Here is a 22684-nt window from a genome sequence, read left to right as displayed (position 1 = left end):
ACCATCCGAGGCCAAGGGTAGTCACATTGGCCATTTCTGCGGACGTTTGTTCGACTCTACAACCGACCACCGACACCCACCCGCCGTCCAGATCCCAGAACGCGGAGTCCCGGGCTGAGTTCGACGGCGAGCGTCGATGTCAGTGGCTCGGCATAACGTCTTTGCCATGAGCGAGCCACGACCTTTCACAGTCCACGTCCCCGACCAGGTCCTCACCGACCTGCGCGAACGTCTTACCCGCAGCCGGATCCCGGACGACTCGCCCCGACGTCCGGCGTCGGGCATGACCGCGGCGTACCTGCGCGAGCTGGTCGACCAGTGGATCAGCTGGGACTGGCGCGCCCGGGAAGCCTGGCTGAACGAGCACCCGCAGTTCATCGCGGAGATCGACGACGTCGACCTGCACTTCGTCCACCTGCGCTCGGAGCGGCCCGACGCGCCGGCGCTCCTGGTGCTGCACGGCTGGCCGCACACGTTCGCGCTGCAGCTCGACTTCGCCGACCTGCTGCCCGACTTCCACGTGGTGGTCGCGAGCCTGCCCGGATTCGGGTTCTCCTCGCCGTACGCCGCTGGCCCGATGTCGGAGAAGCGGCTGGCCTCCACGATGCACGCACTGATGACGGAAGCGCTCGGTTACGACCGGTACTTCACGTACGGCGAGGACGTCACGGCGAACGTCAGCGACCTCATCGCCGCCCGCTACCAGGACCACGTGGCGGGCATCGTGGCGACCCATGCGCACTTCCCGACCAGCGAGGAACGCGCCATCCTCGACGACCCCGAGGTCAAGGAGTTCTTCGACGGTATCGCCGCGAAGCACCAGACCGACGGCGCCTACGGCCACGTGCAGGCCACCCGGCCCGACACCCTCGCGACCGCCCTCAATGACTCCCCCGCCGGCCTGCTGGCGTGGCTCACGGAGAAGCTGGTCGAGTGGAGCGACACACCGCCCGGCGACCCCCGCGCGGTGGAACGCCGCATCTCGCGGGACCGCATCCTCACGGAGGCGACCATCTACTGGGCGACCCAGACGATCGGCTCGTCGTTCCGCCCCTACTACGAGGGCGCCGACCAGCCGGACCCGATCCCGCCCACGACGGTGCCGGCGGCGGTGTTCATCCAGCGCCACGAGGCCGCCTACCCCGAGGCGCTCGCGCGCCAGCACTATCTCGACCTTCGCGAGTTCGACCGCCTCGATGAGGGCGGCCACTTCACGGTGGCCGAGGTGCCCGCCGAGATGGCGGCGCGCGTACGGAGGTTCGTCCGCTCGGTCGGCTGAGGCGGAGATGTGCGGCTGAGCCGAGACGCGAGGTCTGAGCCCCCGATGAACAGGGCTCAGACCTTCCGAAGGCCAGGCCGAACCGGAGCTCAGGCCTTCAGCTCGAGCCGGATCACCGGGAACTGGCGGTCGGTGTTCTTCTCGTACTCCTTGGCGTCCGGCCAGTACTCGGCCCAGATCCCGTAGAGCCGCTCCCAGTCGGGCTGCCCCGGCCGGACCACGGTGGTGCCCGCGCGGAGCGTCTTGTCGCCGAGCTCGATCGTGACCTCGCCGGTACCGTCCTCGACGTTCGCGACCCAGGCCGGGTCCTTGGGCGCGCCCCCGAGCGAGCCGCAGATGACGTAGGCGTCCCCGTCGGCCGCGGCCACGAGCGGCGTCACGTACTCCTTGCCGCTGACCCGCCCCACGTGGTGCAGCAGCACCAGGCGCTTGCCGGTGAAGTGTCCGCCCATGACGTCGTCACCCACCACGCCCGCGTTGGCCCGGAACGCCTCGATGACGCCATCGTTCAGGTCTGCCATGTTGTCCTCCACAGTCTTGGTCGGCCGTCCGGTCGACTAACCGGACTTTACCCCGCTTACGCGATTCCCGGTAGCATCCACAGATGAGTACACCGCTGACCTGGGGCACACCGCACCCCGAACGGGCCGACGCCGCCCGGAACCGTCAGCTGCTGCTCACCACCGCCCGCGCACTCATCGCCGCGGACGGTCCTGACTGCCTCACGATGGACCGGCTCGCCGAACGCTCCGGACTGGGCAAAGGCACCGTGTTCCGGCGGTTCGGCACCCGGGCGGGAATCTTCCAGGCGCTGCTGGACGACAACGAGCGCGCCCTGCAGCAGGAGATCCTCTCCGGGGCGCCGCCGCTCGGCCCGGGCGCTCCCCCGGTCGACCGCCTCGTCGCCTACGGATCCGCCCGCATCCACTTCCTCGCGGAGAACCACGAGATCGCCCGGTCCGCGATCGACGGCCGCCCGACGAACGGCCGCCGTCCGCCGCTGTCCCAGATCCACATCCGGGTGCTGCTGCGCGAGCTCGACCCGCCCGGCGCCGACGTCGACCTGCTCGCCGGTCAGCTCACGTCCGCGCTGGAGGGTCCGCTCCTGTCCCAGCTCTTCGACGGCCCGGAGCTGGGCCAGGCGGAGCTGGACCGGTCGGAGCTCACCGCCCGCTTCGAGGCCGGCTGGCGCTACCTGGTCGAACGTGTCTGCACCCTGGCGGCCTGACCTACACGTCGGTTGCTGACTGTCGACGACACGGCGCCGGACGCCCGGTGCCGAACGCCGTCATGCGTGTGTCGGCGCCTCGTGCCGCGCGTGCTCGGCGGGCTCGAGCTGGAAGGTCGAGTGCTCGACGGACACGTCGAACTCGGTGGCGACGCAGCGCTGCAGGGCGTCGAGAACCGGGGGCGCCTGCCCGTCGCGGAAGCAGACGTCCCGCACCACCACATGCGCGCTGATGGTCGGCAGTCCGGTGGCGACGAGGGAGGCGTGCAGGTCGTGCACCGACTCGACGTTCTCCACCTCCAGCAGCCGGGACCGCACCTGGTCCAGGTCGATCCCGGCAGGCGTGGCCTCCAGCAGCACGTTCGCCGAGTCGGTCAGGAGCTTCACCGCGCGGGGCAGGATCAGCACGGCGATGACAAGCCCGGCGACGGCGTCGGCCCGCTGCCATCCGGTGGTCGCGATCACGACCGCCGCCACGATCACCGCGACCGACCCGAGCGCGTCGTTCGCGACCTCCAGGAAGGCGGCACGCAGGTTGAGCGACGCCGACCGGCCGCCCGCCAGCACCAGCAAGGCGATGACGTTCCCGACCAGGCCAACTATGCCGAACACCAGCAGGCCCGGGCCGGGTGCCTGTGCCGGACCGGCCAGGCGGCTCACGCCCTCGACCAGGGCGTAGACGCCGACGGCGAGCAGCACGGCGGCCTGGGCCAGCGCGGCCAGGACCTCGGCCCGCCGGAACCCCCACGTCCGGCGCGGCGACGGCGGGCGCAGTGCGAGCGACGCGGCGAACAGCGCGATGGCCAGGCCTGCGACGTCGGTCAGCATGTGCGCGGTGTCGACAAGGAGCGCGAGGCTGCCCGTGAGCACGGCGCCTACCGCCTGCGCCACGAACACGGCAGCCGTGATCCCGAACGCGACCGCCAGGCGTCGCCGGTTGCTCTCGTCGCCGGCGGCGCCGTGAGCGCCGTGGTGGTGCTGGTGGTCACCCATCGACCGCGGCCTTTCGCTGGTCGCCGTCATGGTCGTGGTCGTTGTGGTCGTGCTCGTCGTGGTCGTGGTCGTGGTCGTGGTCGTGGTCGTGGTCGTGGTCGTGCTCGTGGTCGTGCTCGTCATGACCGTGGTCGTGCGCCAGCTCGCCCTCCCACGCCTCGCGGCCCTCGTGGATGGCGAACGCCGCGATCACGAACCCGGCGACGGCGTCCACCCAGCCCGCGCCGGTCAGGGCGAACACGACGAGACCGACGAGCGTGGACACCGACAGCAGCACACAGATCCGGGTCTCGGCGGCGTCGGCCAGGATCAGCGGGTCGGCAAGGGCCACCCCGACGCGACGCTTGGCCTCGGCCAGGAGCGGCATGACGACGAGCGACGCGACCAGGAGCCCTATCGCGACCGGCGAGCTCTCCGGCGTCGCACCGACCACGAGGCTGCGCACACCCTCGACGGTGACGTAGCCCGCGAGCAGGAAGAACGTGATCGCGACGAGCCGGAGCGTGATCAGCTCCTTGCGCTCGTCGGCCTGGCCGTGCCGGAGCCTGGCGGAGAGCCGAAGACCCACCAGCACCGCCGAGATCGACTCGATACCCGAGTCGATGCCGAACCCGATCACGGAGACGAGCCCCGCCGCGACGCCGGCGGCGATCGCGACGACACCCTCGACGACGTTGTAGGCGACGGTGAACTTGGCGAGCCGCAGGCCGCGCCGCGTCAGCCGCTCCGTCGTCTCCGCACCCGGCTGCGCGCTCATGACGCGACCGCTTCCGGCGCGGACGCATGTGCGGCGGAACCGTCGACCCCGTAGACCGGGCACAGCGCGACGGCGTCGCCGGTCAGCGCGAGCAGCCGCTCCGCGGACTCGAGCACCGCGAGCGTCGCCTCCGGGTGGGTCAGCGAGAACACGGAGGCCCGGCCCTCCGGCCGGGACTCGACGAGCCCGCAGTCCCGGAGGCACGCCAGGTGCTTGGAGACCGTCGACTGCGCGAGGTCAAGGTGCCCGGTCAGGTCGACCACGCGGTGCTCGCCGAGGGCGAGGTGCCGCAGGATCGCCAGCCGCGACGGGTCCGAGAACCCGTGGAACAGGCAGGCCGCTACCGCCATCGCCGCAGGCCCGTCCGCAACGGCATCGCCGTCTACCTCTATCATCGCCATGGAGCGATGCTAGCAGTCGCACCAACCCTTTCGAGGCCTAGGTCGATTCGCTTTGAACCCGCCGAAAGCGAATCGATCTAGGCCTCGAAGGAGATGTAGCCGCTACGCGACCGCCCGCGCACGCCAAGCCGCAGCCGTCGCGTCCAGGACCGCCGGCCACGGCGTCGGGCGGACGCCGAGCACGCTGCTGGTCTCGGCGCCGTCCGCGACGAACGGCTGGTCGAACTGGTAGAGCACGCCCAGCGCCTCCCGCACCAACGGCACCGCAAGGCCGCCGGCCCGCACCGCGATCCGCGGCACGCGCCGCAGTCGCGGCTCACCCGCCCCGGCCCGCGCCCCCAGCTCACGCAGGACCTCGCGGACAGTCGTCGGCGCGTTGGACGGCACGATCCACGGCGAACCCCAGGCCCGGTCGTCGGCGCCGAGCGCGATGAGGGTAGAGACGACGTCGTCGACGGCGGTCCAGGTGTGCGGCTGGTCGGGGTCGGCCAGGACGGATGCCGGCTTGCCCGCGAGCGTCGCGGCCGCGTACGTCGGCAGCAGCCCGTGCGACGCCGGGACGGTAGGCCCGATGTAGTCGGAGGCACGCGCCTCCGTGACGCGCACGCGCCCTGCCTGGTGCGCCGCGAGCGCGTCCTGCCAGACCCGCGCCCGGACCTCGCCGAGGGTGCCCGACGGCGCGAGCGGCCGGTTGCGCGTGATCGGCCCGTCGACCGGGCCGTAGCCGTAGAGGTTCCCGAGGCTGACGAGCACCGCGCCCGAGCGCTCGGCGGCGTGCAGCACCGACTTCGCGAGCGGCGGCCAGCCGCGCTCCCATGCCGGGTAGGGCCCGGGGTTCGCGCAGTTGTACACGACGCCGACCCCGCGGGCGGCGTCGGCGAGCGCCGTGGCGTCGGTGGCGTCGAGGGCGATCCGCTGGACGCGGGGAAGAACAGGGCCGCCGCCGGAGCGGGTCACCACCCGGACGGTGCGTCCGGCCTGGGACAACCGGTGCGCGAGAGAGGCGCCGACGGGTCCGGCGCCGACGACGAGATGCGTGGTCATGGGCTCAGAGTGCCATCCATATTCGTCATACAGGTTCGCTACTTGTATGATCGCCTGAACACTCGCCGCAAAGGAGCGCCATGACGTACCAGCCCGACGCCATCCGGACCGTGCAGCTCTCGACCCTCACGCTGCCGCTGGCCACCGCCATCTCGGACGCCAAGGTCTTCACCGGCCGCCAGAAGCCGATGACCGAGGTCGTGTTCCTCCTCGCGGAGATCACCACGGAGCAGGGTTTCGAGGGCCTCGGCTTCTCCTACTCGAAGCGTGCGGGCGGCCCCGCGCAGTACGCGCACGCGAAGGAGGTGGCGCAGACCGCCGTCGGCCAGGACCCGAACGACATCGCCAAGCTGTACACGAAGCTGCTGTGGGCGGGGGCGTCCGTGGGCAGCTCGGGGGTCGCCACCCAGGCGCTGGCCGCGATCGACATCGCGCTGTACGACCTCAAGGCAAAGCGCGCGGGCCTGCCCCTGGCCAAGCTGCTCGGCGCCCACCGCGACTCGGTACGTACCTACAACACCTCCGGCGGCTTCCTCAACGCGAGCATCGAGGAGGTCAAGGAGCGTGCGAGCCGCTCGATCGCCGAGGGCATCGGCGGCATCAAGATCAAGGTAGGCCTGCCCGACGGCGCCACGGACCTGGCGCGCGTCGCCGCCGTCCGCGAGCACATCGGCCCGGACGTGCCGCTCATGGTCGACGCCAACCAGCAGTGGGACCGCACCACCGCCCTCCGTATGGGGCGCCGGCTGGAGCAGTTCGACCTCGACTGGATCGAGGAGCCGCTGGACGCGTACGACGCCGAGGGTCACGCCGCGCTCGCCGCCGCCCTGGACACCCCCATCGCCACGGGCGAGATGCTCGCCTCGGTGGCGGAGCACGAGCGCCTCATCGCGACGCGCGCGTGCGACATCATCCAGCCGGACGCCCCGCGCGTCGGCGGGATCACGCAGTTCCTGCGCCTGCTCACGCTCGCGGACCAGGCGGGGCTGGACCTCGCCCCGCACTTCGCCATGGAGATCCACCTCCACCTGGCCGCGACGTACCCGCGCGAGCCGTGGGTGGAGCACTTCGACTGGCTGGACCCGCTGTTCAACGAGCGCCTCGAGACGAAGGACGGCCGCATGCTCGTCCCGGACCGCCCCGGGCTGGGCGTCACGTTCAGCGAGCAGGCGCGCGCATGGACGACGGACACCGCGACCTTCGGCCCGGCCTGACCCTTCCCGGAACAGATGGAAGCATGAGCACATGGCCCAGACCTTGAGCGGCACCCTCGTGGAGTCGCTGCGGACCCGCATAGTCAACGGCGACATCGCCCCGGGCGAGAAGCTGCCCAGCGAGCCGCGGCTGGCGACCGAGCACGGGGTGAGCCGCACCGTCGTCCGCGAGGCGATAGCGCGCCTGAACCTCGAGGGCCTGGTCCACACCCGGCGCGGCAGCGGCAGCTACGCGCTCACCCCCCCGGCCGACGACGCCGACGGCGCCCCGCCGCTCGCCCGCTCGCTGGCCGACCGGCTCGCCCTGGTCGAGTACCGCCTCGCGCTGGAGGCCGAGGCCGCCGCGCTCGCCGCGACCCGGCGCACGTCGGCCCAGCTCGCGGCGCTGGCCGACCGCCTCGGCTCCCTCGCGTCGTCCGACGGCCACCCGGCGACCGCGATGCAGCACGACTTCGCGTTCCACCGGCTCGTGGCCGAGGCCGCGGGGAACAGGTTCCTGCTGGAGGCCCTGGACCGGCTCGGCCCGCAGATGATCGCCATGCCGCGCGGCCGTCTCGACCGGCACGACGGCGGCCGCTTCACCGCCGTCGTGCAGGAGCACCGTGCGGTGCTCGCGGCGCTGGAGTCCCAGGACCCGCTGGCGGCCGCGGCGGCCATGCGGGTCCACCTGGCGGGCTCGCGCCGCCGCCTCCTCGAGGAGTCGTCCGCGATTACCCACCGCTGAGGTAGTCGTCTGGCGGCTACCTCAGCGCGGAGGGGCTAGCGCGGCGGCTTGACCGCCAGGACCGGGTGGTCCGCCTGCAGCAGGATGCGCTGCGCCACCGACCCCATGATGAACTTCCCCACCGTGCTCCGGCGGCGCAGGCCGATCACTATCAGCGACGCGTCGTGCTTCTCGGCCAGGTCGAGGATCTCGTCGGTGAAGTCGTCGCGGTGCGTGCCGCGCACCACCTCGGCCCGCACCCCGGCGTCGTCCGCCAGGGTGAGGACCCGGGAGAGGTCCTCCGTCGTCGCGACGGTGGCCTCCACCACCGCCCCCTCGCGCGCCGAGTTCACGACGAGCAGGTTCTCGTCCCGGAGCCGGGCCTCGGTGACCGCCGCCTGCACGGCGGCCTCCCCCGCGGGTGTGGGCACGTAGCCAACGACGATGGTCATACTGACTCTTCCTCTCGGTTCTGGGCTGGCACCTGGGCCGCCCGCCGGTTGCGGACGGACCGGACCAGGGGCAGCACGGCGACCACCACGAACACGACCAGCAGCGTCGCGGAGATGGGCCTGGTGAAGAAGCCGGCCGCGGACCCGTCGAACATCAGCAGCGAGCGCCGCAGGCTGGACTCCAACAGGGAGCCGAGCACGAACGCGAGCACGAGCGGCCCGGGCTCGAAGCCGAACTTCTTCATCAGGTAGCCGACGGCTCCGAAGACGACGACCAGGAGCACGTCGAACACGGAGTTGTTGATCGTGTACGCGCCGATCATCGTGATCAGCGCGGTGACCGGCGCGAGGATCGCGGAGCGCACCCGCAGGATGCGGACGAAGACGCCCACCAGCGGGATGGACATGATCAGGAGCAGCACGTTGCCGATGTACATCGAGTTGACGACGCCCCAGAACAGCTCGGGGTGCTCGGTGACGAGCTGCGGGCCCGGCGTGATGCCCTGGATGAGGAGCGCGCCGAACATGAGCGCCATGGTGGCGTTGGCGGGGATGCCGAGCGTGAGCAGCGGGATGAACGAGCTGGTCGCGGCGGCGTTGTTCGCGGTCTCGGGGCCGGCGACGCCTTCGATGGCGCCCTTGCCGAACCGGCTCGGGTCCTTGGCGCGCTTCTTCTCGGCGGCGTAGGCGGCCATGGAGGCGATCGTCGCGCCGCCGCCGGGCAGGATGCCCAGGAAGAAGCCGAGCACCGACCCGCGGGTCACCGCCCCTGAGGACTCCCGCAGATCCTTCCGCGAGGGCCAGACGTTCGCGATCTTGCCGGGCGCGTGCACGGCGCGGTGCCGTTCCTCCAGGTTGTAGAGGATCTCACCGAGACCGAACAGGCCCATGGCGACGGGCACGAAGTCGATGCCGTCGGCCATGCTGAGGCTGTCGAACGTGAACCGTTCCGCGCCGGTGAAGGCGTCCCGGCCGATGGTGGCGAGCAGCAGCCCGATCGCCGCGGCGATCAGCGCCTTGAGCTTGGCGCCGGACGCGATGGTCGAGACCAGCAGGATGCCCAGCAGCGCGAGCGCCGTGTACTCGGGCGGCCCGAAGTCGAGGGCGAAGCCCGCGACGACCGGCGCAAGGAACGTCAGCCCGATGATGGCAACCGTGCCACCCACGAACGAGCCGATGGCCGCGACGCCGAGCGCCGTGCCCGCCCGGCCCTGCCTGGCGAGCGCATGCCCGTCCAGGACGGTGACCACGGAGCTGGCCTCGCCCGGCAGGCGCAGCAGCACCGAGGTGATGGTGCCGCCGTACTGGGCGCCGTAGAAGATCCCGGCGAGCATGATGATCGCGGTGACCGGCTCCACGCCGTAGGTCAGCGGGAGCAGGATGGCTATGGTGGCCGCCGGACCGAGGCCCGGCAGCACTCCGATGAGCATGCCGATGACCACACCGATGAGGCAGTACAGGAGATTCGTCGGTTCCAGCACGACGGCGAAGCCGGCCAGGACGTTCTGCAGCGATTCCACGTGAGTCCCTTATGGGCAGTCAGATCGAGAGGGCGGTCAGGTCAGAAGAGGTGCGGGACGTTCGTGCCGAGCGCCCCGACGAAGACCGCGTAGAGCGCGCCGACGACCAGCACCGAGTACAGGACCGCGGAGCGCCAGGACTCGCCGCCGAGGAACTTCATCCAGACGAGGCTCAGCAGCAGGGCGGGGATCTCGAAGCCGATGACCGGCAGCAGCGCCACGAGCCCAAGAAGTGTCGCGAGGCCGGCGAGCGAGAGCCACGAGTACCGGGAGAACTTCTCGCCGTCCCCGCCCCGCCGTCCGACGACCGCCTGGGCGAGGGACAGCACGAGGACGGCGACGCTGACCGCGAGCGGCCAGAGCCCGGCTCCGGGCCGCGACGGCGTGCCGAGTCCCAGGGCCACCGCCGCCACCGCACCCGCCACACCGACGCCGGCGGTCACCAGGCACGCGGCCAGGTTGGCGACCGGGCCGGCGGCGGGCGGCGCGACGTCGTCGACGGGCTCGAAGGGCTCGACCGGCTCGGCGGTCCGCACGGCTGGGCTCTCCACGACCGGTCAGCCTTCCGCGAGGCTGATGTCGTACTCGTCGGTGAGTGCCTTGTACTTCTCGGCGAGCTCGGTCCACTCCGCGGTAACCTCTTCGCCGGAGATCTCGTGCGGCGTGAGCAGGTTGTTCTCGTTGAACGACTGGTACGTGTCGGACGCGATCGCGGCGTCTATCGACTCCACGAGCCGGGTCTTGACGTCCTCGGGCAGGCCCTTCGGGGCGGCGACGGCGCGGTACTGCGAGACGGGCACGTCGTACCCCTCCTCGACGGCGGTCGGCACGTCCGGGAGGAACTGGTTGCGCTCGGCCGAGAAGGCGAGCAGCGGCACGACGTTCCCGGCGTCGATCTGCGACTTGGCCTCGCCGAGCTGCACCGTGGCCACCTGCACCTGGTCGCCGACGACGGCGGTCAGCGCGGGCGAGCCGGAGTCGAACGGGACCGCCGTGCCCTCGACGTCGGCCTGCGCGAACAGGACCGCCTGCGCGAGCTGCGAGCCGGTGCCCACCCCGGTGGTGCCGTACGTGACGTCGCCGGACGCGTCCTTGAGGTCGTCGAACGTCTCGAAGCCGGACTCGGCGCTGGCGAGCAGCACGTAGTCGTCCTGCGAGAGACCCTTGAGCACCTCGACGTTGTCCAGGCTCACCGCCTCGTCCTCGGACACCGCCAGCGGGGTGATCGTGATGAGGGAGGCGTTGAGCAGGATCAGCTCGTGGCCGTCGGCGGGCTTGGCGGCGACCTCCTCGGTCGCGAGCGCGCCGTTGGCGCCGGCCCGGTTGACCACGGGCACGGACACGCCAAGGTCCTCGGCCATGCCCTCCGCCACGGCGCGGGCGATCAGGTCGGTGGAGCCTCCGGCGTCCTGGCCCACGGTGATGGTCACGGGGCCGGTGGGGAAGTCGGCGCCGTCGGCGTCGCCCCCTCCGCCCACGTTCCCGCCGCACGCGGCGAGGGTCAGGGCGGCGAACGCCGCGCCGGCTCCGAGGAAGGCCCTGCGGGTGCGCGGGGTCCTGCGGGCAGGAGTTGTCATCGCAGCTCTCTCCTCATTGAGATGTCATTGAGATGGACACGGGGATCAGATCGAAAGGCATATCCCGGTCGGTCGTTGAGCATAGGAAGCCCTTACGATGCCTGTCTAAGCCTCTTACTGCATTGCTTGATTCCCGGAATGCATCGAGTCTCGGAAAGGCCATCGTGTACACCCTCGATCAGGTCCGCTGCTTCCAGGCCGTCGCGGAGGAGCTCCACTTCGGCCGCGCCGCGGAGCGGCTGAACATGACGCAGCCCCCGCTGAGCCGCCAGATCCAGAAGCTCGAACGCGCCGTGGGGGTGCCGCTCCTGGAGCGGGACAACCGGCACGTCGAGCTGACGACGGCGGGCGCCGTCTTCCTGGAGGAGGCCCGCCGCCTCCTCACCGCCGCCGACGCCGCCCCGGCGCTCGCCCGGAAGATCGCCGCGGGCCGGGCGGGCGTGCTGCGCCTCGGCTTCACCGCCGCGTCCGGGTTCAGCCTGCTGGGCACGCTCGTCCAGGAGATCGCCGAGTTCATGCCCGACGTCGACCTCGACCTCCAGGAGCTCGTCACCATCGAGCAGATCGAGGCGATCCGGCGCGGTGAGCTGGACCTCGCCCTCGGCCGGCCGCCGTTCGACCAGGAGAGCTTCGACTCGCGCCTGCTCCTCTCCGAGGACCTCGTCCTGGCGGTGCCGCACGGGCACCCGTTCGCCCGGCTGGACCGGCCCGTCGTCGTCGGCGACCTGCGCGACCAGGCGGTGATCGGGCACCACCCCACCAAGGCCCGCTACTTCTACGACATGGTGGTGCGCTACATCGACGTCGAGCACGCGAACGTCGTGCACGTCGTCAGCCAGATCCTGACCATGTGCTCGCTCGTCGCCGCGGGCCGCGGCGTCGCGTTCGTCCCCGAGTCGGCCCGGCTCCTCGGCCTGCCAGGCGTCACGTTCGTCGAGCTCGGCGACGTGCCGCACGGCGTCGTCGAGCTGCACGCGATCTGGAACCGGACGTCGAAGAACCCGGCCCTCCACGAGTTCCTCCGCTTCCTCCACCCCGTGCACGACTGAGCCGGTAGCCTCCTGATCGACACCGTGTCGATACCGTGGGAGGTTCGGCGTGGCCACACCGATCGATGTCCTGAGTGCGAGCCTGCCTGCCCTCGTCGACCACCCGCCGGGCGGCACCGCCGTCGGCCCGCGGATCGGCCTACGCCGCGGCCCCGCACCCCGCCCCGCCGACACGGTCCGCGCCTGGCGGGCCCCGCAGTGGCGCGAGGCGCTGCTGGGCCTTCCGCTCGACGAACGCACGTATGCCGACCGCTTCGAGATCACGCGGCAGGCCGAGATCGAGCGCCTCTGGCGCTGGTGGTGCGCCAGGACGCCCGCGCAGACGTCCGCCGAGACCGTCGGGTACCTGGGGTTCTACCTGCTCACGGTGGTCGCCATGCACTGCTCGGACCGCATGCGGTTCCACGGCGACCGACCGGACGAGGTCGAGGTCGCCGGGACGACGTCGGACGTCCTGTGCCGCACGCTGGTCGCCGACCCGCGCGTGCAGGCAGCGATCGCGGCGCTCTACGACCCGCTGCCGCCGGCCGACGACCTCACCCTTGCCGAGTGGCAGACGATCGACGTCGGGAGCCTGGCATTCCACCGGCAGGGCACGACGTCGCTGATCCTGACGGGCCAGGTCGCCCGGCCCTCACGGGGGCGCACCGCGAAGTTCGCGCTCAAGCTCGTCATCTATCCGTACCTGACGGTCCCAGCCATCACGTCCGCCACGCGCGACTACCTGACCGACCACGGCTCGCCGACCGGCGAGCACTCCCCCGCGGTCACCGTCTGGGCCAGCCACGACAGCTGGATCCTCATGGACTTCGTGCCCGGCCGGACGCTCGCCGAGTGCCTGGCCGAACGCGCCGCCGGACAGCCCTCGCCGTCGCGGGAGATCGACCGGCCCGTCGACGTGCAGCAGCTCGAGCTGCTGGGTAGCGCGCTGCTTCACGGGCTCGCCGAGCTCGAGGCCGAGGACCGTCGGCACGGCGACCTGTCGCCGTCGAACATCATCGTGCAGCGCGACGCCGGATCGGCGTCGGCCCGGGTGCGCTTCGTCGACCTCGGCGTGAACCACCTGCACACCCAGTCGCTCGCGGGCTCGGTCCAGGGCGAGGCGGCGTACGTGGCGCCCGAGGTGCGCAGCACAGGCGTGGCCGGGGACCGCGCCGACCTGTACTCGCTCGGCATGTTGCTGATCGCCGCCGGCGGGATACCGCACGGCGCCCCGGGCACGGTGCCCGACCAGTTCTATGTCGCGTCGGCGGGGATGGCCCGGCTCCTGGAGGACCTGGTCGACGCCGAGCCAACCCGCCGTCTGCTGGTCTCGCGGATCGATCGGGGGAGCAACCGGTTCGAACAGGTCGGGGCCCTGTTCCGCGACGAGGTAGAGGTGCTCCGCGAGAGCGAGCCCGACGACGGCGCGTGGCTCCACGCCGTGCGCCGGTACGCCCCCGGTGCGGGCACCATGGCGCGTCAGCGGCGCATCTGGCGGGTGCGCAGCGCACAGGCCCGGCGGGCCGGTTCGGCGGCCGGTTCGGCACGCCCGACCCGGGATCGCCTGTCCCGGGCCCACCTGCACCGCGCGCGCCGGCTGCGGATCTGGGCCGTGCTCTGCGCGGTGGGCCTGTGGTCCACCACTGCGCTTGTCCTGACCTGGTGGGCGCGCGACCTGGGCCTGGACTGGCAGGCCAGGTGGTTCGACATGCTGAACCAGGTGGCCGGCCGTTCCGGGTCCGGCCTCGTGTTCTTCGACGATGTCCGCGACTACCCCGTCCCCGACCCCTGGGGCAACCTGCCGTCGCGGCTCGTGGCCCTCACCACCGCGCTCGTGTCCGCCCGGATCTATCTGGGCGTCCTCGCCGACCTGTCGCCGTCGTCCGGGATCCCGCGGCACGGGATGCTCCGGGTCCGGACCGTCGTCACGGCGATTGCCGTGCGGTCGCCGGCCGTGGTGCCCGCCCTGTGCGTCCTGCTGCCCACCCTGGTCCAGCGAGACTGGTGGCCGCTGGCCACCCAGGTCTTCGTCGTCTGGATCTACCTCGTGATCAGCGCCTCCCTCTGGTTCGCGCACGACGCGAACCGCCGCGCCCGCGCAGTCGGCCTGTCCACCGTGCCCGCGGGAGAGATCCCGACCCTCGCCCGGTTCGAGGCGTGGCACTCGACCCTGATCATCTACGCCGTCGTGGTGCTGCTCGTCGGCGCGCTCATCCAGCTGGGGCTGCTCCAGGACGAGCTGGCGTATGCGGCCTTCGCCAGCGTGGTCAACGTGGCCATCTGGTACTTCAAGAGCGGCGTGACCGATGCGCCGCTCGTCCGGGCGGGCCTGAGCAGAGCCATCCTGGCGGCGGAACGGCTCGACCACCTGGCGACCGGCGCACGCCGCGATACCCCCGGAGCATGACCCGATGCAACATCGGGCTTGGACAGGCATCGATCGAGATTCTTAGGTTGGCGCCAGCACGCCATCGCCGACGTCTGTCACAGGAGGGGCCCCCTTGGCCACGTACGCACCCCAGGAGCTCGCCGTCGCCCTCAAGGACGGGCTGCTCTCGTTTCCCGTCACCCCGTTCACCGGGGACGGGGCGATCGACGAGGAGCGGTACCGCGAGCACATCGACTGGCAGTCGAGCTTCGAGATCGGCGGCCTGTTCGCCGCGGGCGGCACGGGTGAGGGCTTCAGCCTGACCCCCGAGGAGTCGGCCCGCGTGGTGCGGCTCGCCGTCGAGACCGCGGCCGGACGCACGCCCGTGCTCGGCAGCGCGGGCGGCAACACCGCCCAGGCGATCCAGAACGCGCGGGCCGCCGAGGCCGCCGGCGCGGAGGGGATCCTGCTGCTGCCCCCGTACCTGACCGAGTGCGACCAGGACGGGCTCCTGGAGCACGCCTCGGCCGTCTGCGCCGCGACGAGCCTCGGCGTGATCGTCTACAACCGCGGCAACGCCGTGTACTCCGCGCAGACGGTGGCGCGGCTCGCCGAGCGGCACGCCAACTTCATCGGGTTCAAGGACGCGCTCGGCGACATCGAGCAGCTCACCCGCGTCTATGCCACGAACGGTGACCGGCTCTTCTACCTCGGTGGGCTGCCCACCGCGGAGACCTTCGCGCTGCCGCTGCTCCAGCTCGGCATGAGCACCTACTCGTCGGCCATGTACAACTTCGTGCCCGAGTTCGCCCTGGCCTTCTACCGCGACGTGCGGGCCCAGGACCACGCGGCCGTGACCGAGAAGCTGCGCCGGTTCGTGCTGCCCTACCTCGACATCCGCGACCGCGCCAAGGGGTACGGGGTATCGATAGTCAAGGGCGGCCTGAAGGCGGTCGGCCGGGACATGGGCAGCGTCCGCCCGCCCCTGCAGGACCTGACCGACCGGGACCTGAAGGACCTGGGCACCCTGATCGACGACGCCGGCGTCCGCTGACGCACCACTGGAGACGAAAAATGACCACCACCGAGCTCACCGGACACTCGATAGTCGCCGGCGCGCCCCTGGCGGGCGCCGCGGGTACCTTCGCCGGCCAGGACCCGGCGACGGCGCAGGCCCTCGAACCCGCCTACTCGCTCCTCGACGACGCCCAGGTCGCCCGGGCGACCGCCGCCGCACAGGAGGCCTTCGCCTCCTTCTCCACGCTCGCCCCGGAACCGCACGCCCGGTTCCTGGAGCAGATCGCGGACAACATCGACGCCATAGGGTCCGACGTCGTCGCGCGCGCCATGCTCGAGACCGGCCTCCCGGCGGCCCGCCTGACGGGCGAGGTCGCCCGGACCACCGGCCAGCTGCGCCTGTTCGCGCAGGTGGTGCGCCAGGGGGACCACCGCGGCGTGCGGATCGACCCCGCCCGGCCCGACCGCACTCCCCTGCCCCGCGCCGACCTCCGGCAGCGCAAGGTGCCGCTCGGCCCCGTCGCCGTGTTCGGCGCGAGCAACTTCCCGCTCGCGTTCTCCACGGCGGGCGGCGACACCGCCTCGGCGCTCGCCGCGGGCTGCCCCGTCGTCGTCAAGGCGCACAACGCGCACCCGGGCACGGCGGAGCTCGTGGGCCGCGCGGTGGCGGACGCCGTCGCGACGTCCGGCCTGCACCCCGGCGTGTTCTCCCTGGTCTACGGGCCCGGCAACGCCGTGGGCCAGGCCCTCGTGACCGACCCCGCGATCCAGGCCGTCGGCTTCACCGGCTCCCGCGGCGGCGGCCTCGCGCTGGTCGCCGCGGCGGCGGCCCGCCCCGTGCCGATCCCCGTCTACGCCGAGATGAGCTCGATCAACCCGACGATCCTGCTCGACGGCGCCCTGGCCGGCGACGTCGACTCCCTCGCCGCCGCGTACCTCACGTCGGTGACGGGCTCGTCGGGCCAGCTCTGCACGGCGCCCGGGCTCGTCTTCGTGCCCGACGGCGAGCGCGGCGACGCCTTCGTCGAGGCCGCGGGGCGCGCCGCCGCTGCCGCCGCCGGCCAGACCATGCTGACGGTCGGCATCGCCGAGGCCTGGCAGCAGGGCGTGGACACGCTGGCCGCGCAGGACGGCGTGCGCCTGGTCGGCGCGGGCTCTCCGGGCAGCACCGAGAACGCGCCCGCACCGGCCGTGTTCGCGAGCGCCGTCCCGACGCTGCTGAGCAACCCGGTGCTGCAGGCCGAGATCTTCGGCGCCGCGTCGCTGGTGGTCCGGTACGCCGACGCCGACGAGCTGCTCGCCGCGGTCGAGCGGCTGGAGGGGCAGCTCACCGTGACGCTGCACCTGACCGAGGAAGACCGGGAGACCGCGACGGCGTTGCTGCCCGTGCTGGAGCGGAAGGCGGGCCGCATCCTCGCCAACGGCTGGCCGACCGGCGTCGAGGTGGGGCACGCGATGGTGCACGGCGGGCCGTTCCCCGCGACGTCCGACTCCCGCAGCACGTCCGTGGGGACGCTCGCGATCGAGCGGTTCCTGCGCCCCGTCGCCTACCAGAACCTGCCGGAGTACCTGCTGCCCGAGCCGGTCCGGCCTAACAACCCGTGGCACCTGACGCGGCGGGTCGACGGCGTGCTCGACGTCGTCCTCGGGGCGTCCGAGGCGAGCGAGTGAGCAGCCGCCCCACGATCGCCCGTGTCGAGGTGGTCCCCGTCGCGGGCCACGACTCGATGCTGCTCAACCTGTCCGGCGCGCACGCCCCGTTCTTCACGCGGAACATCGCGATAGTCACCGACTCCGACGGCCGCACGGGGCTGGGCGAGGTGCCCGGCGGGGAGAGGATCCGGGCCACGATCGAGGAGGCGGGGCGGCTCGTCGTCGGGCAGCCGGTGGCCCGGTACCGCAGCCTGCTGCGCACCGTCTCCGCGGCGTTCGCCGACCGCGACGCGGGCGGCCGCGGCCTGCAGACGTTCGACCTGCGCACCACCGTGCACGCCGTCACTGCCCTGGAGTCCGCGCTGCTGGACCTGCACGGCCAGGACCTCGGCGTGCCGGTCGCCGAGCTGCTGGGCGACGGCGTCCAGCGCGAGAGCGTGCCGATGCTCGGCTACCTCTTCTACGTGGGCGACCCGGGCGCCACCGACCTGCCGTACCTGCGCGGGGACGACGAGTCAGACGCGTGGGGCCGGCTGCGCCGCGAGCAGGCCCTGACGCCCGACGCCGTCGTGCGGCTGGCCGAGGCCACCCGGGACCGCTACGGCTTCACGGACTTCAAGCTCAAGGGCGGCGTGCAGGCGGGCGACCTGGAGGTCGACGCCGTCGTCGCGCTCAAGGAGCGGTTCCCCGACGCCCGGATCACGCTCGACCCGAACGGCGGCTGGCCGCTGACCGAGGCGATCCGGCTCGGCCACCGCATGCGCGGCGTCGTCGCGTACGCCGAGGACCCGTGCGGCGCGGAGGGCCGGTTCTCGGGCCGGGAGGTCATGGCCGAGTTCCGCCGGGCGACCGGCCTGCCGACCGCGACCAACATGATCGCCACGGACTGGCGCGAGATGGCGCATGCGGTGCGCGCGGGCGCCGTCGACATCCCGCTCGCCGACCCGCACTTCTGGACCATGGCCGGCTCCGTGCGGGTGGCGCAGCTCTGCCACGAGTTCGGGCTGACCTGGGGTTCGCACTCGAACAACCACTTCGACGTCTCGCTGGCGATGTTCACGCACGTCGGCGCGGCGGCGCCCGGCGCGATCACCGCGCTGGACACCCACTGGATCTGGCAGGACGGGCAGGGCCTGACGACGGCGCCGCCCCAGATCCGCGACGGCGCGATCCAGGTGCCGACGACGCCCGGGCTCGGCGTCGAGCTGGACCGCGAGCGCCTGGCCGCCGCGCACGAGCTGTACCTGAAGCACGGCCTGGGCGCCCGCGACGACGCGCTAGCCATGCGGTACCTGGTCCCAGGATGGGAGTTCGACCCGAAGCGCCCATGCCTCGTTCGTTGAGTGCTGGGTATTTGCCGGGGCCATCGGTCCCGATAGCGCTCGTCGCCGTCCGGCCGAAAAGCTGACGGCGGTCCCGGCACCCCCAGAGTGCCCGGACCGCCGCCGGTCAGTTCCGCGGTCTCAGACCGTGGCCGGCTCGACCACCTTCTCCCGGGAGCCGTTTGCTCGCCCGTCGGCGTTGTCGCCGGCGGAGTCGTTGTCGGCGGGGGCGCCGTGCGGGTCGTCCATCGCGCTCTCGTCGAACGGGAGGTCGCCCGCGAGCACCTGGGTCACGCGCTCGCGGTCGATCTCCTTGGTCCAGGTGCCGATGACCACCGTCGCGACGGCGTTGCCGGTGAAGTTGGTCAGGGCACGGGCCTCGGACATGAAGCGGTCGATGCCGACGATGATCCCCACGCCGTCGACCAGGTCGGGGCGGTAGGTCTGCAGACCGCCGGCGAGGGTCGCCAGACCCGCACCGGTGACGCCCGCCGCGCCCTTGGAGGCGATGATCATGAAGGCGAGCATGCCGATCTGCTCGGGGATCGACAGCGGCGTCCCCATGGCGGAGGCGATGAACAGCGACGCCATGGTCAGGTAGATGGCGGTGCCGTCCAGGTTGAACGAGTACCCGGTAGGCACCGTGATGCCGACCACCGGCTTGGACACGCCAAGGTGCTCCATCTTGGAGATCAGGCGCGGCAGGGCCGCCTCGGACGAGGAGGTGCTGACGATCAGCAGGTACTCGCGCGCCAGGTACTTCATGAGCAGGAAGATGTTCACGCCGGACACGAGCCGCAGCACGCTGCCGAGCACGATCACGATGAACAGGATGCACGTCACGTAGAACCCGAGCATCAGCGTGCCGAGCTGGACGACGGCGCCCCAGCCGGTCTCGCCGACGACCGCCGCGATGGCGCCGAACGCGCCGACCGGCGCGACCCACAGGATCATCGTCAGGACCCGGAAGACGATCCCCTGGATCAGCCGGATCGCATCGAGGGCGGGCTTGCCGCGAGCGCCGAGCTGCTGGATGGCGAACCCGACCAGCAGCGCCACGAACAGCGTCTGCAGCACGGACTCGCCGGTGAGCGGCGAGACGAGCGTGGTGGGGATGATGCCGAGCACGAACTCGGTGAGGGTCGATGCCTCACCCTCGGCCTCGTAGGTGGTGCCGGCGATGGACAGGCCCTCGCCCGGGTGCAGCAGGTTGCCGACGACGAGGCCGATCACGAGCGCGAACGTCGACATGACGATGAAGTAGAGGAGCGCGAGGCCACCGACCCGGCCGACCGTCGCGGCCTTCGCGATGGATCCGATGCCCAGCACGATGGTGCAGAAGATCACCGGCGAGATCATCATCTTGATCAGGGAGACGAACCCGGTGCCGAGCGGCTTCAGCGCCACTCCGGTGTCGGGGGACGCGAGGCCCACGATGACGCCTGCCACGACGGCGACGATCACCGCGATGTACAGGTAGTGACTCTTGTCGAGCCGGCGGCGCGGGGTGCTCCCGGTGCCGGCGGGCAACTTTTCCGCCATTGGTCTTTTCCTCTCACAACGCTGTGTGGTCAGCTGTAAGAGTGCTGGGAGGAACGGTGATTCCCGCCATTGCGTACATAGTGTTCTCCAGATGGTCGGACCCGTCGGCGCCGGGGGCCACAATGGGTCCGTGGCGCAGCGACGGGGTGCGAGTATCGCGAGGTGGTTCCTCGCGGTGCACACGACGCTGCTGTTCGTCGGCGCGATGGTCGTCTTCGGGCTCCTGGTGCTCGACGCCCGGTCCACCGCGCAGGCGCACGCGGCGAAGGAGAGCACGGACCTCGCGGCCACGGTGGCCGCGGAGTCGCTGGTGATCGACACGGTCGCCCGGGCGCACGCAGACGCTGCCACCGGCCGTGCGGGCTCCGTGGCCGAGGCGTCGGGCGTGCTGCAGCCGTACGCCGAACGGGTGATGGAGGCGACACAGATCGACTACCTCACCGTCATGGACACCGACCGGACCCGGTACACGCACCGCAACGAGTGGCAGATCGGCCGCGCGTTCGTGGGCAGCACCGCTCCGGCCCTGCGCGGCGAGACGTTCACGGAGGTCTACGACGGCACGCTCGGCCCGTCGGTCCGCGCGGTCGTCCCGGTCGTGGCGGACGACGGCGAGGTCGTCGGCATGGTGTCGGCCGGGGTGACGCTCGACCGGCTGTGGGACAGCATCGTCCCGCGCCTGGTCATCGTCGGTATCGGGACGCTCCTGGCGTTCGGCGCGGGCGCCGTCGCCGCGGCCCTGCTCGCGCGCCGCCTGGACCGGATCACGGAGAGCAAGGGCCCGGACGAGCTGGCTTATCTCTTCACCGCGCACGAGGCGGTGCTGCACTCGGTCGAGGAGGGCATGCTGCTCGTCGGGGACGGCACGGTGGTGCTCGCCAACGACGAGGCGCTGCGCCTGCTCGGCGTGCCCGACCTCGCGGCCCCGTTCGCCGTCGCCGACCCGCGCCTGTCCCCCGCCGTCCGCGACGTGCTGGGCGGCGGCACGCCCGAGGGACCGGTGCGGGTGGGCGACCGGGTGCTGCTGGTGGGCCGGGACACCGCGGCGGCGTCGGGCCGGAACGTCGGCGAGGTCATCTCCCTGCGCGACCGCACGGAGCTGCAGCGGGTCACCGGCGAGCTGTCGTCGGTGCGCACCATCTCGGAGGCGCTGCGTGCCCAGACCCACGACTTCAGCAACCGCCTGCACACCATCGCCACCCTCATCGAGCTGGGCCGCAGCGACGAGGCGCTGCGCTTCGTCGCCAGCGAGCGCGACCTCGGTCAGCGGCTCACGGACCGCGTGGTGCAGGCCATCGAGGAGCCCGTCATCGCCGCGCTCGTGCTGGGCAAGGCGGCACAGGCACGCGAACGGGCGGTGGAGATGCACTTCGAGACGCACATCGCGCCGGGCACGCACTGGCTGGAGCCGGTCGACGTCGTGACGATCCTGGGCAACCTGATCGACAACGCGATAGACGCCGCCGCGGCCCGCGCCCTGGAGGACACCACCGAGCCGGCCGCCGAGGCGTGGGTCGAGGTGTACCTCGCGAACGGCGACGACGGCTCGCTGGTCTTCCAGGTCTCCGACAGCGGGACCGGGATCGCCGACACGGATCGCGAGCGCATCTTCGAGCACGGCTGGAGCACCAAGGACGCGACGGCGGGCGGACGCGGCTACGGGCTGGCGCTCGTGCGCCAGGTGGTCGAGAGCCTCGGCGGCGACATCGAGGTCTCGCATGTCACTGGCACGAGCACCGGCGCGAGCGCCGGCGCGAGCGCCGGGGCGGTCTTCACGGTCACGCTGCCCCGTCCGGCCGCCGTCGCGCAGCGGGTACGGGCGACCGGTACCGCGGGTGCGCGGTCGGCCGGCGCCGCCGGGGCGCAGGTGAGCGGAGCATGATCCGGGTACTGGTCGTGGAGGACGACCACCGCACGGCGGAAGCGCACGGCGAGTACGTGCGCCGGGTCGAGGGCTTCGAGCTGGCCGGGGTGGTGCACACCGCGAGCGAGACCGTGCGCGCGCTGCGCGACGCGGCGGCCGCGGGCGAGGACGTCCACCTGCTGTTGCTCGACATGAACCTGCCCGACCTGCACGGCCTGGTCCTGTGCCGGCAGCTGCGCGCGGCGGGCCTTGTCGTGGACGTCATAGCGGTGACGGCGGCCCGCGAGCTCGAGACGGTGCGCGAGGCGGTCGCCATCGGCGTCGTGCAGTACCTGATCAAGCCGTTCGTGTTCGGGCTGTTCGCCGAGAAGCTCGGCGCGTACCGCAAGTACTTCGAGCAGATGCGCTCGCCGGTCTCCACGCTCAGCCAGCGTGAGGTCGACACGGCGTTCGCCGCGCTGCGGACCTCCAACGCCGCGGGGCTCCCGAAAGGGCTGTCCCAGGACACCCTGGACGCGGTGTCCGACCTGCTGGCCCGGCGGCCCGGCGCGCTGTCGGCGAGCGAGGTGGCGGACGAGCTCCACCTCGCTCGCATCACCGCACGCCGCTACCTGGAGTTCCTCGCGGACGCCGGGGTCGCGTCCCGGGCGCCTCGTTACGGGGCACGCGGGCGGCCCGAGCTCGAGTACGCCCGGGAGCGCGCCTGAGCCCCGGCCCCC

Annotated in this window: 21 protein-coding genes; 11 read left to right on the top strand and 10 right to left on the bottom strand. The window is 72.0% G+C overall.

Features of this window, described 5'->3' with window-relative positions; translation table 11 throughout:
• Positions 1-166 precede the first annotated feature (166 nt).
• A complete protein-coding gene (locus tag AB0F70_RS11755) occupies positions 167-1279 on the top strand; it encodes an epoxide hydrolase family protein (RefSeq protein ID WP_357448007.1) in 1113 nt (370 codons plus the stop codon).
• An 89-nt stretch (positions 1280-1368) separates the two neighbouring features.
• Here AB0F70_RS11755 and AB0F70_RS11750 read toward each other — a convergent pair whose 3' ends face one another.
• A complete protein-coding gene (locus tag AB0F70_RS11750) occupies positions 1369-1800 on the bottom strand; it encodes a nitroreductase/quinone reductase family protein (RefSeq protein WP_357448005.1) in 432 nt (143 codons plus the stop codon).
• Positions 1801-1883: 83 nt separating this feature from the next.
• On the opposite strand from AB0F70_RS11750, the gene AB0F70_RS11745 reads away from it, so the two are divergent.
• Complete coding sequence (locus tag AB0F70_RS11745; protein ID WP_357448003.1) at positions 1884-2507, top strand: helix-turn-helix domain-containing protein; 624 nt, start codon at positions 1884-1886, stop codon at positions 2505-2507.
• 60 nt (positions 2508-2567) lie between these two features.
• Here the strand turns inward: AB0F70_RS11745 and AB0F70_RS11740 are convergent, their stop codons facing one another.
• From AB0F70_RS11740 to AB0F70_RS11725, 4 genes are all read right to left on the bottom strand, one after another.
• A complete protein-coding gene (locus tag AB0F70_RS11740) occupies positions 2568-3500 on the bottom strand; it encodes a cation diffusion facilitator family transporter (RefSeq protein ID WP_357448045.1) in 933 nt (310 codons plus the stop codon).
• A complete protein-coding gene (locus AB0F70_RS11735; RefSeq protein WP_357448001.1) occupies positions 3493-4257 on the bottom strand; it encodes a cation transporter in 765 nt (254 codons plus the stop codon). Before AB0F70_RS11735 ends, AB0F70_RS11740 begins: the two co-directional genes overlap by 8 nt.
• Entirely contained in the window at positions 4254-4658 is a 405-nt protein-coding gene (locus AB0F70_RS11730) for a metalloregulator ArsR/SmtB family transcription factor (protein ID WP_357447999.1), read from the bottom strand. Before AB0F70_RS11730 ends, AB0F70_RS11735 begins: the two co-directional genes overlap by 4 nt.
• Before the next feature lie 102 nt (positions 4659-4760).
• On the bottom strand, positions 4761-5702 hold the full coding sequence (locus tag AB0F70_RS11725) for an NAD-dependent epimerase/dehydratase family protein (RefSeq protein WP_357447996.1): 942 nt from the start codon (positions 5700-5702) through the stop codon (positions 4761-4763).
• Positions 5703-5782: 80 nt separating this feature from the next.
• Here AB0F70_RS11725 and AB0F70_RS11720 point away from each other — a divergent pair, with 80 nt between their 5' ends.
• The gene (locus tag AB0F70_RS11720; protein WP_357447993.1) at positions 5783-6916 is read left to right on the top strand and encodes a mandelate racemase/muconate lactonizing enzyme family protein; all 1134 of its coding nucleotides are present in this window, start codon (positions 5783-5785) and stop codon (positions 6914-6916) included.
• A gap of 31 nt (positions 6917-6947) precedes the next feature.
• Positions 6948-7640: an FCD domain-containing protein gene (locus AB0F70_RS11715; protein WP_357447990.1), complete on the top strand. Its 693-nt coding sequence runs from the start codon at positions 6948-6950 to the stop codon at positions 7638-7640.
• 35 nt (positions 7641-7675) lie between these two features.
• On the opposite strand, the gene AB0F70_RS11710 is transcribed toward AB0F70_RS11715, so the two are convergent.
• Genes AB0F70_RS11710 through AB0F70_RS11695 form a run of 4 tightly spaced genes read right to left on the bottom strand, consistent with a single transcriptional unit; the run spans position 7676 to position 11168 of the window.
• A complete protein-coding gene (locus tag AB0F70_RS11710; RefSeq protein WP_357447987.1) occupies positions 7676-8071 on the bottom strand; it encodes a universal stress protein in 396 nt (131 codons plus the stop codon).
• Positions 8068-9591, bottom strand: coding sequence for a tripartite tricarboxylate transporter permease (locus AB0F70_RS11705; protein WP_357447983.1), 1524 nt, complete (start codon positions 9589-9591; stop codon positions 8068-8070). The genes AB0F70_RS11710 and AB0F70_RS11705 overlap by 4 nt, the downstream gene beginning before the upstream one ends.
• 41 nt (positions 9592-9632) lie before the next feature.
• Positions 9633-10142 carry a tripartite tricarboxylate transporter TctB family protein gene (locus AB0F70_RS11700; RefSeq protein WP_357447980.1) on the bottom strand — a complete coding sequence of 170 codons (510 nt, stop codon included), beginning with the start codon at positions 10140-10142 and terminating at the stop codon, positions 9633-9635.
• Between the two features lie 6 nt (positions 10143-10148).
• On the bottom strand, positions 10149-11168 hold the full coding sequence (locus tag AB0F70_RS11695; protein ID WP_357447977.1) for a tripartite tricarboxylate transporter substrate binding protein: 1020 nt from the start codon (positions 11166-11168) through the stop codon (positions 10149-10151).
• A gap of 164 nt (positions 11169-11332) precedes the next feature.
• Between AB0F70_RS11695 and AB0F70_RS11690 the strand changes: the two genes are divergently transcribed.
• The 5 genes from AB0F70_RS11690 (at position 11333) to AB0F70_RS11670 (ending at position 18580) form a co-directional block, all read left to right on the top strand.
• On the top strand, positions 11333-12217 hold the full coding sequence (locus tag AB0F70_RS11690) for a LysR family transcriptional regulator (protein ID WP_357447974.1): 885 nt from the start codon (positions 11333-11335) through the stop codon (positions 12215-12217).
• A gap of 49 nt (positions 12218-12266) precedes the next feature.
• Positions 12267-14606 (top strand): protein kinase, encoded by a 2340-nt coding sequence (locus AB0F70_RS11685; RefSeq protein ID WP_357447971.1) that lies wholly within the window; start codon positions 12267-12269, stop codon positions 14604-14606.
• 94 nt (positions 14607-14700) lie between these two features.
• Positions 14701-15621 carry a 5-dehydro-4-deoxyglucarate dehydratase gene (kdgD, locus tag AB0F70_RS11680; RefSeq protein ID WP_357447968.1) on the top strand — a complete coding sequence of 307 codons (921 nt, stop codon included), beginning with the start codon at positions 14701-14703 and terminating at the stop codon, positions 15619-15621.
• A 20-nt stretch (positions 15622-15641) separates the two neighbouring features.
• Positions 15642-17255, top strand: coding sequence for an aldehyde dehydrogenase (NADP(+)) (locus AB0F70_RS11675; protein WP_357447965.1), 1614 nt, complete (start codon positions 15642-15644; stop codon positions 17253-17255).
• Complete coding sequence (locus AB0F70_RS11670) at positions 17252-18580, top strand: enolase C-terminal domain-like protein (protein WP_357447962.1); 1329 nt, start codon at positions 17252-17254, stop codon at positions 18578-18580. Before AB0F70_RS11675 ends, AB0F70_RS11670 begins: the two co-directional genes overlap by 4 nt.
• Before the next feature lie 120 nt (positions 18581-18700).
• Here AB0F70_RS11670 and AB0F70_RS11665 read toward each other — a convergent pair whose 3' ends face one another.
• Positions 18701-20101, bottom strand: a complete 1401-nt coding sequence (locus AB0F70_RS11665) for a cation:dicarboxylase symporter family transporter (RefSeq protein ID WP_357447959.1) — start codon at positions 20099-20101, stop codon at positions 18701-18703.
• Positions 20102-20231: 130 nt separating this feature from the next.
• Here AB0F70_RS11665 and AB0F70_RS11660 point away from each other — a divergent pair, with 130 nt between their 5' ends.
• Both AB0F70_RS11660 and AB0F70_RS11655 read left to right on the top strand, forming a co-directional pair.
• Positions 20232-21983, top strand: a complete 1752-nt coding sequence (locus tag AB0F70_RS11660; protein WP_357447956.1) for an ATP-binding protein — start codon at positions 20232-20234, stop codon at positions 21981-21983.
• Positions 21980-22672, top strand: a complete 693-nt coding sequence (locus AB0F70_RS11655) for a response regulator (RefSeq protein WP_357447952.1) — start codon at positions 21980-21982, stop codon at positions 22670-22672. Before AB0F70_RS11660 ends, AB0F70_RS11655 begins: the two co-directional genes overlap by 4 nt.
• Positions 22673-22684: the final 12 nt, after the last annotated feature.

This window comes from Promicromonospora sp. NPDC023805, from assembly GCF_040639635.1.
Lineage (GTDB): Bacteria > Actinomycetota > Actinomycetes > Actinomycetales > Cellulomonadaceae > Promicromonospora.
This window is presented reverse-complemented; position numbering and strand designations above follow the sequence as displayed.

Coding starts and splice junctions, on each gene's coding strand:
- AB0F70_RS11655 (WP_357447952.1), top strand. CDS start 21,980: ATGATCCGGGTACTGGTCGTGGAGGACGACCACCGCACGGCGGAAGCG.
- AB0F70_RS11735 (WP_357448001.1), bottom strand. CDS start 4,257: ATGAGCGCGCAGCCGGGTGCGGAGACGACGGAGCGGCTGACGCGGCGC.
- AB0F70_RS11730 (WP_357447999.1), bottom strand. CDS start 4,658: ATGGCGATGATAGAGGTAGACGGCGATGCCGTTGCGGACGGGCCTGCG.
- AB0F70_RS11665 (WP_357447959.1), bottom strand. CDS start 20,101: ATGGCGGAAAAGTTGCCCGCCGGCACCGGGAGCACCCCGCGCCGCCGG.
- AB0F70_RS11755 (WP_357448007.1), top strand. CDS start 167: ATGAGCGAGCCACGACCTTTCACAGTCCACGTCCCCGACCAGGTCCTC.
- AB0F70_RS11720 (WP_357447993.1), top strand. CDS start 5,783: ATGACGTACCAGCCCGACGCCATCCGGACCGTGCAGCTCTCGACCCTC.
- AB0F70_RS11740 (WP_357448045.1), bottom strand. CDS start 3,500: ATGGGTGACCACCAGCACCACCACGGCGCTCACGGCGCCGCCGGCGAC.
- AB0F70_RS11695 (WP_357447977.1), bottom strand. CDS start 11,168: ATGACAACTCCTGCCCGCAGGACCCCGCGCACCCGCAGGGCCTTCCTC.
- AB0F70_RS11675 (WP_357447965.1), top strand. CDS start 15,642: ATGACCACCACCGAGCTCACCGGACACTCGATAGTCGCCGGCGCGCCC.
- AB0F70_RS11725 (WP_357447996.1), bottom strand. CDS start 5,702: ATGACCACGCATCTCGTCGTCGGCGCCGGACCCGTCGGCGCCTCTCTC.
- AB0F70_RS11710 (WP_357447987.1), bottom strand. CDS start 8,071: ATGACCATCGTCGTTGGCTACGTGCCCACACCCGCGGGGGAGGCCGCC.
- AB0F70_RS11715 (WP_357447990.1), top strand. CDS start 6,948: ATGGCCCAGACCTTGAGCGGCACCCTCGTGGAGTCGCTGCGGACCCGC.
- AB0F70_RS11750 (WP_357448005.1), bottom strand. CDS start 1,800: ATGGCAGACCTGAACGATGGCGTCATCGAGGCGTTCCGGGCCAACGCG.
- AB0F70_RS11745 (WP_357448003.1), top strand. CDS start 1,884: ATGAGTACACCGCTGACCTGGGGCACACCGCACCCCGAACGGGCCGAC.